Source organism: uncultured Ruegeria sp. (assembly GCF_947497005.1).
Classification (GTDB): Bacteria; Pseudomonadota; Alphaproteobacteria; order Rhodobacterales; family Rhodobacteraceae; genus Ruegeria.
Genome location: NZ_CANMFF010000002.1, coordinates 310,082 through 323,329 on the forward strand (window position 1 = coordinate 310,082; position 13,248 = coordinate 323,329).

At 57.6% G+C, this 13,248-nt stretch carries 11 protein-coding genes; 7 read left to right on the plus strand and 4 right to left on the minus strand.

What is annotated here, in order from left to right; all coding sequences use genetic code 11:
• Window positions 1-54 precede the first annotated feature (54 nt).
• The 3 genes from Q0816_RS03990 to Q0816_RS04000 are packed head-to-tail and all read right to left on the minus strand — an operon-like array spanning window position 55 to window position 2,152.
• Entirely contained in the window at window positions 55-531 is a 477-nt protein-coding gene (locus Q0816_RS03990; RefSeq protein ID WP_298847899.1) for a CinA family protein, read from the minus strand.
• On the minus strand, window positions 528-1,025 hold the full coding sequence (locus tag Q0816_RS03995) for a phosphatidylglycerophosphatase A (RefSeq protein WP_298847900.1): 498 nt from the start codon (window positions 1,023-1,025) through the stop codon (window positions 528-530). Before Q0816_RS03995 ends, Q0816_RS03990 begins: the two co-directional genes overlap by 4 nt.
• The gene (locus tag Q0816_RS04000) at window positions 1,022-2,152 is read right to left on the minus strand and encodes a bifunctional 2-C-methyl-D-erythritol 4-phosphate cytidylyltransferase/2-C-methyl-D-erythritol 2,4-cyclodiphosphate synthase (RefSeq protein ID WP_298847903.1); all 1,131 of its coding nucleotides are present in this window, start codon (window positions 2,150-2,152) and stop codon (window positions 1,022-1,024) included. Before Q0816_RS04000 ends, Q0816_RS03995 begins: the two co-directional genes overlap by 4 nt.
• A 182-nt stretch (window positions 2,153-2,334) precedes the next feature.
• Here Q0816_RS04000 and dusB point away from each other — a divergent pair, with 182 nt between their 5' ends.
• The 5 genes from dusB to Q0816_RS04025 all read left to right on the plus strand — a co-directional run bounded on the left by dusB (window position 2,335) and on the right by Q0816_RS04025 (window position 9,564).
• The gene (gene dusB, locus Q0816_RS04005) at window positions 2,335-3,318 is read left to right on the plus strand and encodes a tRNA dihydrouridine synthase DusB (RefSeq protein WP_298847905.1); all 984 of its coding nucleotides are present in this window, start codon (window positions 2,335-2,337) and stop codon (window positions 3,316-3,318) included.
• Window positions 3,315-4,403: an ATP-binding protein gene (locus Q0816_RS04010; RefSeq protein WP_298847907.1), complete on the plus strand. Its 1,089-nt coding sequence runs from the start codon at window positions 3,315-3,317 to the stop codon at window positions 4,401-4,403. Before dusB ends, Q0816_RS04010 begins: the two co-directional genes overlap by 4 nt.
• Window positions 4,403-5,770 carry a response regulator gene (locus Q0816_RS04015; RefSeq protein ID WP_298847909.1) on the plus strand — a complete coding sequence of 456 codons (1,368 nt, stop codon included), beginning with the start codon at window positions 4,403-4,405 and terminating at the stop codon, window positions 5,768-5,770. Before Q0816_RS04010 ends, Q0816_RS04015 begins: the two co-directional genes overlap by 1 nt.
• 123 nt (window positions 5,771-5,893) lie before the next feature.
• A complete protein-coding gene (locus Q0816_RS04020) occupies window positions 5,894-8,158 on the plus strand; it encodes a PAS domain-containing sensor histidine kinase (protein WP_298848163.1) in 2,265 nt (754 codons plus the stop codon).
• Window positions 8,155-9,564: a sigma-54 dependent transcriptional regulator gene (locus Q0816_RS04025; protein WP_298847910.1), complete on the plus strand. Its 1,410-nt coding sequence runs from the start codon at window positions 8,155-8,157 to the stop codon at window positions 9,562-9,564. The genes Q0816_RS04020 and Q0816_RS04025 overlap by 4 nt, the downstream gene beginning before the upstream one ends.
• Before the next feature lie 78 nt (window positions 9,565-9,642).
• Here the strand turns inward: Q0816_RS04025 and Q0816_RS04030 are convergent, their stop codons facing one another.
• On the minus strand, window positions 9,643-10,122 hold the full coding sequence (locus tag Q0816_RS04030; RefSeq protein WP_298847912.1) for a hypothetical protein: 480 nt from the start codon (window positions 10,120-10,122) through the stop codon (window positions 9,643-9,645).
• A 96-nt stretch (window positions 10,123-10,218) separates the two neighbouring features.
• Here Q0816_RS04030 and trkA point away from each other — a divergent pair, with 96 nt between their 5' ends.
• Together trkA and Q0816_RS04040 are read left to right on the plus strand one after the other, a co-directional pair.
• A complete protein-coding gene (gene trkA, locus Q0816_RS04035) occupies window positions 10,219-11,595 on the plus strand; it encodes a Trk system potassium transporter TrkA (protein WP_298847914.1) in 1,377 nt (458 codons plus the stop codon).
• Window positions 11,595-13,133, plus strand: a complete 1,539-nt coding sequence (locus tag Q0816_RS04040) for a TrkH family potassium uptake protein (RefSeq protein WP_298847916.1) — start codon at window positions 11,595-11,597, stop codon at window positions 13,131-13,133. The genes trkA and Q0816_RS04040 overlap by 1 nt, the downstream gene beginning before the upstream one ends.
• Window positions 13,134-13,248 lie beyond the last annotated feature (115 nt).

The following is a 13,248-nucleotide window of genomic DNA, read 5'->3' on the forward strand; positions in this document are numbered from 1 at the left end:
CCTTTTTTCGATTGATGTCAAATGAGGCGGTTTCAGATGCAGGGTGCTGAAAGTTTAAGCGCTCGGAGGAAGGGCCTTGCGCAGCAGATCCAGCGCGTGGTCCCGCGCCGCGTTCCGCACGGCATCCCGGCCACGGGCGCCGAATTCGATGGTCTCGACAAATGTCGGTCGCCCTTTGGCGGCTAATCCGAAACACACACGTCCTTCGGGTTTGAATTCGGAACCGCCCGGCCCGGCTATTCCAGTGATCGACACGGCAAGCTGCGCTTGTGAATTGCGCAGAGCACCTTCGGCCATTTCCCGCGCCACCTCTTCAGAAACCGCGCCATGCGTGTTCAGCGTCTTTGCCAAAACGCCCAGCATGTCCTGTTTGGCGTCGTTGGTATAAGTGACGAAACCCCGATCAACGACGGCGGAGCTTCCGGGAATATCGGTCAGGGCTGCAGCAACCATGCCGCCGGTACAGCTTTCGGCGGTGGTGATCATAACCCCTTGTGCCTTGGCACGGTCCAGCAACTCGGCAACGCTCATAAACCCAGAACTCCGTGTGCAATGCCGGCCAGAACCATCACTCCGATGGCCGCGAAAATACCCGCAATCACGTCGTCCAGCATCACACCCATAGGGTCGCCGCGACGATCAGCCCAGCCAACAGGGCCGGGTTTGGTGATGTCGAACAGGCGGAACAGGATGAAACCTGCAACCCAGCCGGGCCAGAGCGCGGTGATGTCGATCCCATGTGCCCAGGACGGATACGAAATCGCCCAAAGCGCGATGAACTGGCCCGCGACCTCATCTATCACGATTTCGGACGGGTCGTGATCATCCTGTCCTTCGGTCATTTCACGCGTGGCCCAGAGGCCACCAATGAAAACTGTAATCGTTGCGATTGCCAGCAAGGGGAAACCACCCAACGTGTGTAGAACCCAGACCATCGGCAGCGCCGCCAGAGATCCCCAGGTGCCGGGCGCAGGGCGCAAATAGCCAACGCCGCCAACAGTGCCAATCATCTGTGCGATGTTCATGCCTTCACCAGACAAGCTGTTGCCACAGACGCGATGCCCTCACTACGACCGGTGAAGCCCAGACGCTCGGACGTAGTCGCCTTGACCGACACCTGATCAGCGCGCAGCCCCATGATTTCAGATATTCTTTCCCGCATGGACGTAGCGTGCGGGCCGATTTTCGGATATTCGCAGACCAGTGTGCAATCGACGTTCGAAATGCGATATCCCATCTGTTCGGCTAATTCGACAGCGTGGCGCAGAAAGATCTCGCTGGCTGCACCTTTCCATTGCGGGTCCGAAGGGGGGAAATGCTGACCGATGTCCCCCTGCGCTAATGCGCCATAGATCGCATCGGTAACCGCGTGCATCCCAACATCCGCATCTGAATGGCCCTGCAGGCCGCGGTCATGCGGCACTTTCACCCCGCAGAGGATCACATGGTCCCCGTCGCCGAAGCGGTGCACATCGTAGCCATTGCCCAGCCTTACATCCATATCCGTTCCCATTATGCGTTCCGCCCGGGCAAAGTCCTCGGGTCGGGTGATTTTCAGATTGTCCGCATCGCCCGGAACGATGCAGACGTCGAGCCCTGCGGCCCGTGCAACCTCAACATCATCCGCAGCGCCGCCAGGATGGGTGGCGTGGGCGGTGGTGATGACATCGTAGTGAAACCCTTGCGGTGTTTGAGCTGCGAACAGGTTGCTACGATCCTGCGTGCCGGTCACGACGTCTTCCTGCCCAACCCACAGGGCATCTGTGACCGCCAGACCGGGCGCCGCCGCCCGATAGGCTTCTAGGGCGCTCAGAACGTCCTGAATAATGCGGCGTGTAACGCAAGGTCTTGCAACGTCATGGATCAAAACGCGCTGTACATTCAGGTCGGACAATGCCGACAGCCCATTGCGCACGGATCCAGCGCGGTCTGTTCCACCTGATGCGAGGATCAGGTCCGTTTCACGGAATTCTTCCCATGCGGGCGCGTCTTCATCAGACAACACCAGGACAATGTGATCTACCTGTCCTCGAAAGCGTTCGATTGTCCAATCAGCCACCCTTCGACCGGCAAGGCCGCGCCATTGTTTTGGCACTCCACCCCCGGCGCGCAACCCGCGTCCGGCGGCAACTATGATGGCGGCTGTTATCATGTGCGCACGCTCTCCTGATGATGGGGATTGTTTAGGCGGCGGTGAATGCAGAGGCAATCACCCATGGTGAGGTGATTAAAAAATAGGCAAGTGATGATTTTGCGGGCTTGTTGTGCGCCGTTTTGTTGTTCATATGCGCGGAAAACGATATCAAACCGGCAACTGCCCAAGGATTAAGCACGTTGACATTACACCTCGCTGACAAGGACGTTGCACCGCCTGTTTTGCTGGCCCCCATGGCCGGAATCACGGATCGCCCCTTTCGCGATCTGGTGATGCGTTTTGGTGCGGGTATGGTGATCAGTGAAATGGTTGCCAGTCAGGAGATGGTGCAGGCCAAACCGGGCGTGCGCGAACGGGCGGAACTGTCCGCAGACGTTGAAAACACCGCTGTGCAACTGGCAGGACGCGAGGCACATTGGATGGCTGAGGCCGCCCGTCAGGTGGCCGACCGGGGCGCGCGGGTGATCGACATTAACATGGGGTGCCCCGCCAAGAAGGTGACGAACGGCTATTCCGGCTCGGCCCTTCTGAAAACACCAGATCATGCGCTGACGTTAATCGAGGCTGTTGTAGACGCGGTTGACGTGCCCGTGACGCTGAAAACCCGGCTGGGATGGGACGACAATCTGCTCAATGCCCCAGACGTGGCGCGCCGCGCGCAAGAGGCGGGCATTCAGATGGTCACGATCCATGGTCGTACACGCTGCCAGTTCTACAAAGGTCATGCCGATTGGAACGCTATCCGGGCTGTAAAAGAGGCTGTCTCGATCCCGGTCATTGCAAACGGTGATATCGTGAATACTGCCGCCGCACGAACCGCGTTAAGCCAATCTGGTGCGGATGGGGTGATGGTCGGCCGTGGCGCTCAGGGCAAACCCTGGCTGTTGGCGCAGATTTGTCATGACCTTTACGGGGCGGATGCGTCCGACATTCCGACCGGAGAGGAATTGATCGACATGGTGCGCGCGCATTATCAGGCGATGCTGGACTTCTATGGCACCGATCTGGGCCTGCGCGTCGCCCGCAAACATCTGGGGTGGTACATGGACGAGGCCACGACCCCTGCGCCTTTGCGCCGGGCGATTCTGACCTCACGCGATCCGGCGGAAGTGCTGAGACTGTTGGCGGATGCGCTAAACGATACGGGCGAGGTGGCGGCATGAATTCTGACGCCAGCATCTGGAACTCTCTGCCGGTTCCGGCGTTCATCATCGATGAAAATGATCGCATTTCCGAAGTGAACTCGGCGGGTGAAGGGTTTTTGAACGCCTCACGAAAATCGGTCGTCAGCCACCCGGTCTGGGATCAGATTGCCGTGGACGCGCCGCTGGAAGAAGCTTTTGAGCGCGCGCGGTGGCAGGGTACGCCTTTGTTCGTGAACGATGTGGATGTTGGTTCGGGTAATCGGGCGCCGCTGCAATGCGCGCTGCAGATCGCGCCTTTGGTTGGGCATCCGGGGTCTATGATCATGATCATCTCGCCTCGTGAGCTGGCAGGTCGGATGACACGCGGAAACACGGTCAAATCGGCGGCGCAATCGGCGATCGGGATGGCCGAGATGCTGGCGCATGAAATCAAGAACCCGTTGGCCGGGATCACTGGCGCCGCGCAATTGCTCAGCATGAATATATCGCCACAAGATCTTGAATTGACAGATCTTATTGTTGCGGAAAGTCGCCGGATTGTAAAACTTCTGGAACAAGTCGAACAATTCGGAAACCTGCAGAAACCTGATTTCAAACCGGTCAATATTCACGATGTGCTGGATCGTGCAAGACGGTCCGCGTTGCTGGGATTTGGCGCAGACATGACGATCATCGAAGACTATGATCCATCGCTGCCGCTGGCCTATGGTGACCCGGACCAGTTTCTGCAGGTGGTCCTGAACCTGCTTAAGAATGCATCCGAGGCCGCCGGGCCACAGGGCGGAACAATCCGCCTGCGCACCTATTTCGAACATTCTTTCCGGCTGCGCCGCAGCGATGGGTCGGGTCATTCGCTGCCTTTGCAGATTGAGATTATCGATGATGGTCCGGGCCTGCCTGAAGAGATACGCGGTGATATTTTCGACCCGTTCGTGTCCAGCAGGGAGAACGGCACTGGCCTAGGGTTGGCGCTGGTCAGCAAGATCGTTTCGGATCATGACGGATGGATTTCGGCCGAGTCCGTGCCGGGACGAACGGTTTTCAAGCTTTCGCTGCGTCGCGCGCCGCGAGATGCAATCGAAGACAAGAAGGAGAGCATCTGATGGATGGCACTGTACTGGTTGCAGATGATGACCGCACGATCCGTACCGTTCTGACACAGGCCCTCACGCGTGCCGGGTGTAAGGTGCACGCGACCTCATCACTGACCACGCTGATGCGCTGGGTCAGCGAGGGTAAGGGAGATGTGGTGATTTCGGACGTTGTCATGCCGGATGGGAACGGTCTGGAGATGCTGCCGAAGATCGCCGAGGACCGCCCCGGTTTGCCGGTCATTGTGATATCCGCACAAAACACCATCATGACGGCGATTCAGGCGACTGAAGCGGATGCCTATGACTATTTGCCAAAACCCTTCGATCTTCCGGATCTGATGAAACGAACGGCACGGGCACTGGATCAGAAACAACGCACGCAACCAGAGCCTGTTAAAGGCGTAAGCGAGCGCCCCGAGGAGCTGCCTTTGGTCGGGCGTACACCAGTGATGCAGGCACTCTACCGACTGGTCGCACGGGTGATGAACACGGATCTGTCAGTGATGATTTCCGGTGAAAGTGGCACCGGCAAGTCACTGATTGCGCGGGCTATTCACGATTTTTCGGATCGCCGTACCTTGCCTTTTGTCACGGTCACCGCTTCTGAATTGCGGGATCTGGAAGGTCCGGCTCGGGTGATGGCGCGGGTGCGTGGGGGCACGCTGTTGATAGATGAAATCGCAGATATCGAGGATGAGGTTCAAGCCCGCATCGTGCGAATGATGGATACGCCGGGCGACCACGTTCCGCGCTTCATGGCAACCAGCCAATCAGACCTGACCGAAGGGATGGAGAGCGGACGTATCCGTCAGGACCTGTACTATCGTTTATGCGGAGCAACGATCCACGTGCCGTCCTTACGCGAAAGGGTGGATGACATTTCGCTGCTGGCCGATCACTTTCTGGCGCGGGAAGAGCGGGAAAACGACACCAAACGCTGGCTCAGCCCCGAGGCGGTGGAGTTGGTGCGGCGATATTCCTGGCCCGGAAACGTTCGGCAACTGGAAAATGCCGTTCGCCGACTGGGGCTGACCAGCAGGGCGGACGAAATCTCGAAGTCCGAAGTGGAAATGGTGCTAGGCAGCCAACCGGAGGCCGAGCCGGTTCTGAGCGGAGGAGAGCGTGAAAAGCTCTCGACGTCGGTCGAGCGTCATCTGCGACGTTATTTTGATTTGCACGGCAATATTCTGCCGCCGCCAGGCCTGTATCAGCGTATTTTGCGTGAAGTTGAGGCCCCGTTGATCGAAATCGCACTGGATGCAACAGGCGGGAATCAGGCAAAATGTGCCGATTTGCTTGGGATAAATCGAAATACGTTGCGAAAAAAGATCTCTGATCTCGATATTCAGGTGACACGCCGCCGCAAACTGATGTAATATCGCCACACAAACCGTGGCATCCCGGCATCTGTTGGGAAAAGATCACGATATATGGCGGTAAGCCGCGAAAGCGGCACATCAGGATGAGGGCAGACGGTGGCAACCCGAACACGGAGCGGGATGATCCCATCGATTATTCGATGGCGTAAATCACGGAAACTGCGCAATTTCAGCACCTTTGGGTTGGTCCTTTTAGGTCCAGTTCTGGCGTTGGCCACATACCTGGTAATCGGCCCCTTTGACCTTGGCGCAACGGCGCCGACTTTGCGGCTGATTCTGCTTGCAGACCTTGTTTATGTTCTGGTTGTCGCGGCCCTTGTGCTTGGTCAGGTGGGCAGCCTGGTTGCAGCGCGACGGGCGAAATCTGCCGGCTCGCGCCTGCATTTGCGTCTGATAGGCGCCTTTACGCTTCTGGCACTGGTTCCAACCGTCACCGTTGCGATTTTTGCTGGCCTGACCGTGAACATTGGTCTGGAGGGCTGGTTTTCCGACCGGGTGCGGCAGGTTGTGGGTTCGTCTCTGACTGCCGCAGAAGCATATGAGCAGGAACATCGCCGTGGTTTGACGCAGGATGCGTCCGTTTTGGCGCGCTATCTGGACAATGCGCGCTCGCTTGATTTCTACATTTCGGATGCGGAACTTCGCGAAGTACTGGCGCAAGGGCAGGCTCAGATTCAGCGGGGCCTGCGAGAGGCCTACGTCATCGATGGAAGCGGGGAAATCAAGTCTCGTGGGGATCGATCCTATTTGTTCAACTACGAAGAGCCGACTGCCGAACAGATGGTCGAAGCTTCGGACAACGGTTTGTTAATCATCGCCGACTGGCCAAACAATGAGTTCCGCGCGCTGGTGCCACTTACAGCCTATCTGGACCGGTACCTTTATGTCAGCCGCGAGGTGGATGGGCAGTTGTTGACGCTGCTGGACGACACCAAGGAAACCGCGCAATTCTACCAACAGCTGGAAAGCGAACGGGGCAGGGTCCTGTTCGAGTTCGGTCTGCTGTACCTGGGCTTTGCACTGATCCTGATCCTTGCCGCGATGTCCTTGGGCATGTGGTTTGCCGAACGTTTGTCACGCCCGGTGGGGCGTTTGACCACGGCTGCGCAACGGGTTGGGGCCGGTGACTTGAGCGTCCAGGTCATCGAAGAGGCGAGCGATGACGAGATCGCCATGTTGGGTCGGTATTTCAACCAGATGACCCGGCAGTTGAAGGGGCAGAGGGACACGCTGCTGGAAAACACTCAGCAAATCGAAAGCAGGCGTCGTCTGTTTGATTCGGTGCTCAGCTCGGTCACATCAGGTGTGGTCGGGGTTGATCCCGAAGGCTGCGTCACCTTCGTGAATCGGTCGGCAGAACGGTTGCTGGACTGGTCGCGCGGTGAAGAACATCTGGCCATCGGCATTGCTGTCCCGGAATTTCTGCCCTTGTTTGAAAGCTTAAAGGACAGTGGGCAAGAGGCTGTTCAGGGAGAAGTGAAAGTTACCCGTAAAGGTCGGTTGGAAAATCTGCTGGTCCGTATGGCCATCCGTCACGGTGAAGATGGGGGGTTGGAAGGCTACGTTGTAGCTTTTGATGACGTCACCGATCTGGTCAGCGCGCAACGGATGGCGGCGTGGGGCGACGTGGCCCGCCGCATTGCTCATGAGATCAAGAACCCACTGACACCGATCCAGCTGAGCGCGGAACGGATCAAGCGCAAGTTTGCCCGCAAGCTTGAAGAAGAGGATTGCGAAAGCCTCGAGTCGATGACGGGCGTAATTGTGCGCCAGACCAACGATCTGCGGCGCATCGTTGATGAATTCTCGAAATTCGCGCGGATGCCGGAACCTGATCGGCGGCAAGAGAATGTGGTTGATCTGGTGCGCGAGGCGGTGTTGTTGCAGCAGGCCGGACAGCCGGATGTCCAGATCGATGCAGATATTCCGCAGCAGCCGATTATGGCGGATGTGGATGCGACCATGCTGAATCAGGCACTGACCAATCTAATCAAGAACGCCGGAGAAGCGATTGTATCCCTTAAAGAAAAAGGTGCCCCGGAGAATCTTATACCACAGATCAAAGTGGCAATTTCCAACGATGACGCGGGTACCGTCATCACCATTGCGGATAACGGCATCGGTCTGCCTGAAGACCGGGCGCGGTTGTTCGAACCTTATGTGACGACACGCGACGAAGGGACCGGGCTTGGACTGCCCATCGTCAAGAAAATTATAGAAGAGCATGGCGGAGCGCTGACACTTGAGGATGCGCCCGTATTTGACGGACAGGACCATTTTGGCGCGATGGCCGTTATCCGTTTACCAGCGGGCAATACGTCCGCAACCGCTGCGCCACAGAAGCAGGCAATTAGAACCAACAAACTGAAAGCAGGCCAAAGATGAGCGACATTCTGATCGTAGATGACGAACGCGATATTCGCGAGCTGGTGTCCGACATTCTGGAGGACGAAGGCTATTCAACCCGGCTGGCGGCCAACTCGGACGAGTGTATGGCGTCAATCAATTCCGAGCCACCAGGGCTGTTGATCCTTGATATCTGGCTGAAAGACAGCCGCATGGACGGGATCGATATCCTGAAGGCGGTGAAGCGCGACAATCCAGATGTGCCGGTTGTGATCATTTCAGGTCACGGCAATATCGAAATTGCCGTCGCCGCAATAAAACAAGGCGCATATGACTTTATCGAAAAGCCGTTTAATATTGACCAGTTAATGGTTGTTATCCGCCGCGCAATGGAGACCTCTCGTCTGCGGCGCGAGAATGCGTCTTTGAAGCGGAAAGAGGTCAATAATTCCGATATGATTGGCAAATCGGCATCGTTCCGGGCCATGCAAGGGCAACTTGACAAGGTGACTAAGTCAAATGGCCGCGTGATGCTGAGCGGGCCTGCCGGGTCGGGAAAGGAAATTGCAGCTCGCTATATCCACGCCAATTCCAACCGCGCCAATGCTCCCTTTGTCACCGTGAACTGCGCCGGGGTCGAGCCCGAGCGCGTGGAAGAGGTTCTGTTCGGCCGAGAGTCAACCGAGCGCGGAGTTGAGCCCGGATTGCTGGAAGAAGCCCATGGCGGCGTTGTGTATTTTGACGAAGTTGCCGACATGCCCCTGGGCACACAGTCCAAGATTCTGCGCGTACTTGTGGATCAGCAGTTCCAGCGCGTTGGCGGATCCGACAAGGTGCGCGTGGATCTACGGGTGATTTCGTCGACGAACAGAGATCTTGATGAGGAAATCGTAGCCGAACGGTTCCGGGAAGAGCTGTATCACCGTCTTAACGTTGTGCCGATTGCCGTTCCATCATTGGAAGACCGCCGTGAGGATATTCCGGTACTGGCGCAACATTTCATTGAAATGTGCAACGAAACGCAGGGTTTACCAATCCGGGAATTGTCGGAAGAAGCAGTTGCTCTGTTGCAGACGATGACCTGGCCGGGGAATGTACGTCAGCTCAAGAACCTCGTCGAACGGGTTCTGATCCTGGGTGACGGCACCGGTCCGATCGAGGCTCGGGAATTGCCAAGCGAAGAGGAGAAGGCCGAAGAGTCAGGCCGCGTGGTTCTGTCGGGTGCCTTGGCCACTTTGCCATTGCGCGAAGCCCGGGAGGCATTCGAACGAGAATACCTGCTCACTCAGATCAACCGGTTTGGCGGCAATATCAGCCGCACGGCCAGCTTCGTCGGCATGGAGCGCAGCGCTCTGCACCGTAAGCTGAAGTCGCTGGGTGTGGTCACCTCGAACAAATCCGGCGCGCGGGTCGCGCAGATCGACGAACCGGAACCGGCGGAGTAAACTGCCGGTTTCGCACCAAATGTCACGGCCTGATACAATGTGCTTTGGTTAGGCCGTGAACCCATTTTCAATCAGGTTTCAACCTGCCTGACCGGGCGTTATGATCTGAAATGAACCATCATCGAACTTCACGAAGCATGAGGCGCTGTTGAGCGGCGGCAATGTGGTGGTTCGCGTTGCGGGTACCCGGGATTTCACGTTCTGTTTGCAGGGCGGCAGGCTGACAGGTCGAAACCCTTTCTGGGCCATGCATTGCGCTTCGACTGTATTACGCAGGCCCTGGTTCACATCCACGGTATAGACCCTGCCGGGCTGCCACCAGCCAGGGGATCGATAGCATCGGCCTCTGCCATCGCAATAGGTACGCCCCGGCCAATAGGTTGGTGGGCTTTGGCGGATCTGATTGGCAACCGGTACCTCTTTGACCGCCTTGAGCTGGCACTGCGTTGTCTCTTTCTGCAGACGCGACACGGTTTCGCCCTCGCGATAATAGAGCGAAAGTGGTCCGCACGATGAGAGCACCATCAAGGACAAAAGCAGAGGAAACAGCGTTTTCATATGCTTATCTTGCCGCAGCCGGGCAGCGATGACAATTCAATTGACCGCTCTGGGGGCATCTGTCATTCAAACATTTCAGGCAGAAGGGCCAGGAACATGAAGGTCATCATTTGCGGCGCGGGCCAGGTTGGTTGGCAGATTGCGCGGCATCTTTCGGGTGAATTGAATGACGTCACGGTCGTGGACAACAACCCCGACCTGGTGCGCCGGGCGACAGAAACGCTGGATGTGCAGGGAATTGCCGGGTTCGCAAGTTACCCTGACGTATTAGAGCGGGCAGGGGCCCGTGATGCCGACATGATCATCGCCGCGACACATTCAGACGAGGTGAACATGGTCACCTGTCAGATGGCGCACTCGGTCTTTTCGATCCAGCGCAAAATCGCGCGGTTGCGGTCGAAATCCTATCTTGAGGCGATCCACTCGGATCTGTACCGCCGAGATCATCTGCCGATTGACGTGGTGATCAGCCCCGAACGCGAAGTGGCCGCCGCCGCCATGCGCCGCCTGTCAGCTCCATCCGCCTTCGACACCGAGATTTTCATGGATGAAAAAGCTCAGCTGCTTGGCATTCGGGTGGAAGAGGATTGTCCGATCGTGAACACGCCGCTGCGGCAGCTGACCGATCTGTTCTCGACCCTCAGTTCGATTGTGGTGGGAGTTCGCCGAGAGGGCACGCTGTTTGCGCCCGAATCCGAGGATCAGCTGTTCGTGGGCGATGAATGCTATGTCTTTACCAATGTCAAAGACGTGGACCGGACCATGGAAGTGTTCGGCAAAGCACAGAAACGTCAGGACCGCGTGGTGATCGTGGGGGGCGGCAATGTCGGGCTGGAAGTGGCCAGAACATTGGAAGAGCGCGAAAGCCGGGTGCGCGCCAAGATTGTCGAACGCGACCGCCATTGCGCAGAGGTCGCTGCCGAAGCTCTGGAGCGGACGATTGTGCTGCATGGAGACGGGCTGGATTCCGGATTGCTGAGCGAAGCAGGGATTGACCGGGCCGATGCGATGCTGGCGGTCACCGATGACGACCGCACGAACATGCTGGCGGCTGTGCGCGCCAAGGCCGAAGGTTGTGCGCTGGCAATTGCATTGATCAACGATCCCAGCATGGTGGCTCTGATGGGGCCGCTGGGGATTGATGCGTATATCAACCCGCGTGCGACCACTGTCAGCTCGATCCTGCGGCACATCCGTCATGGTCGCGTACGGCAGGTTTACTCCATCGGCGATGCCGAGGCCGAGGTGATCGAAGCCGAGGTCCTGTCGACCTCGCCAATGGCCGGTCAGAGGTTGCGCGATATCGACTTCCCCGAGGGCGTGTTGGTGGGTGCGGTGCGCAAAGGAGATGAAGTCTTGCGACCAACGGGCAGCCTGCGGATCGATGAAAAGGACGTGGTTGCAATTTTTGCAATGGCCAAGGACGTGCCAGAGGTCGAACGCCTGATGCAGGTTTCAATCGATTTCTTCTGATGGCGCGTGCGAGAACACAACAGGTTGGGTTGTTGCGGCGGTTGCCGTTGTTTCTGTTGATCTGGGGGATTGCGTCGCTAGCTATGTGGATTCCGGCGATCTATGCGCTGGCGTTGGACGATCACGAGACATCGCGATCGTTTCTCTACTCGGGTCTCTTAGGGCTGTTTCTGGTTGCCACAATCGCGATGGCGTCTTCTAACCGAATACCGAGACGCGGGACTTTGGGGCAATTGGCGGTGATGCTGGCCTGCTTCACCATCCTGCCCATCTTTCTCGCCATCCCGTTTCATGATGCGCTTGGAACAACCATCTTTCTGAACGCCTATTTCGATATGGTCAGCGCGTTGACGACCACGGGAGCTGATCTTTTCCCAGATCCGAGCCGACTGTCGGCTCCGCTGCACCTGTGGCGTGCTTTGGTCGGATGGATGGGGGGCTTGCTGATGTGGGTGGCTGCCGCCGCGATCCTTGCGCCTTTGTCGCTGGGAGGGTTCGAAGTGACGGCCAGAGGGCAGCCCGGACGTCCGGTGTCAGGTGTCGCACAAAGTGAAAGAGTGGACCCGCGTGGCCGCCTGATCCGTGTGGCGAAGACGCTGACGCCCGTTTATGCCGGGCTGACCGCGGTGATCTGGATTCTTCTGCTGATCGCCGGTGAAGTCGGTTTGACGGCTGTGTGCCATGCGATGGCAGTTATGGCCACGTCCGGCATCTCTCCGGTTGGGGGAATGGAAGGGGCGCAGGCCGGGTTCACGGGTGAGGCAATCCTGTTTCTGTTCCTGTTCTTCGCACTTTCGCGCCTGACCTTCTCGAAAGATACGGCCACAACGGGCTATTCCCGGCTGGATACGGATCCTGAGTTTCGCATTGGTTTGATGATTGTTCTGGCCGTTGCGATTTTGCTGTTCTTCCGCGTTTTTGCGGGCGTTACGGAAATCGGTGGCCAAATCGAACCAATGCAGGCGCTGCAGGTTGTCTGGGGGATGCTGTTCACTGTGCTGGCCTTCCTGACGACCGCAGGGTTTGAAAGTGCCAACTGGAACGACGCGCAGCAATTGTCGGGATTGGGAACACCAGGTCTGTTGCTGATGGGGTTGGCCTTGATTGGTGGAGGAGTCGCTACCACAGCCGGAGGCGTCAAATTACTGCGGGTCTATGCCCTGTATCTGAACGGCGCGCGAGAGATCGACCGCTTGATCTATCCCTCATCCGTCAGCGGTGCGGGCGGTGGCAATCGGCGTATCCAAAGCGATGGTGCTTTCATCGCCTGGATATTCCTTATGCTCTTTGCGTTGACCCTCGCGGCATTCAATCTGCTGCTGGCCGCGATGGGGTCAGGGTTTGAACAGGCCATGGTGCTCAGTGTTGCCACACTCAGCACCACGGGCCCGTTGATCGAACTTGCCACAGATGTTCCCATTCGTCTGATCGATTTGTCCGGGGGTGCCAAACTGACGCTTTGCGCGGCGATGGTCATTGGTCGACTGGAAACGCTGGCGATCATTGCTCTGATCACACCTTCTTTGTGGCGGGATTGAACCGACCACACCATGTGCTTCTCTAACGCCTGATTTTTCATCTGGAATATCTGTGCGCAGCACTCCATACTCGCCCCGAGGGAGCGCGTTGGTCCGCAGCGCGTAGCAAGAACAA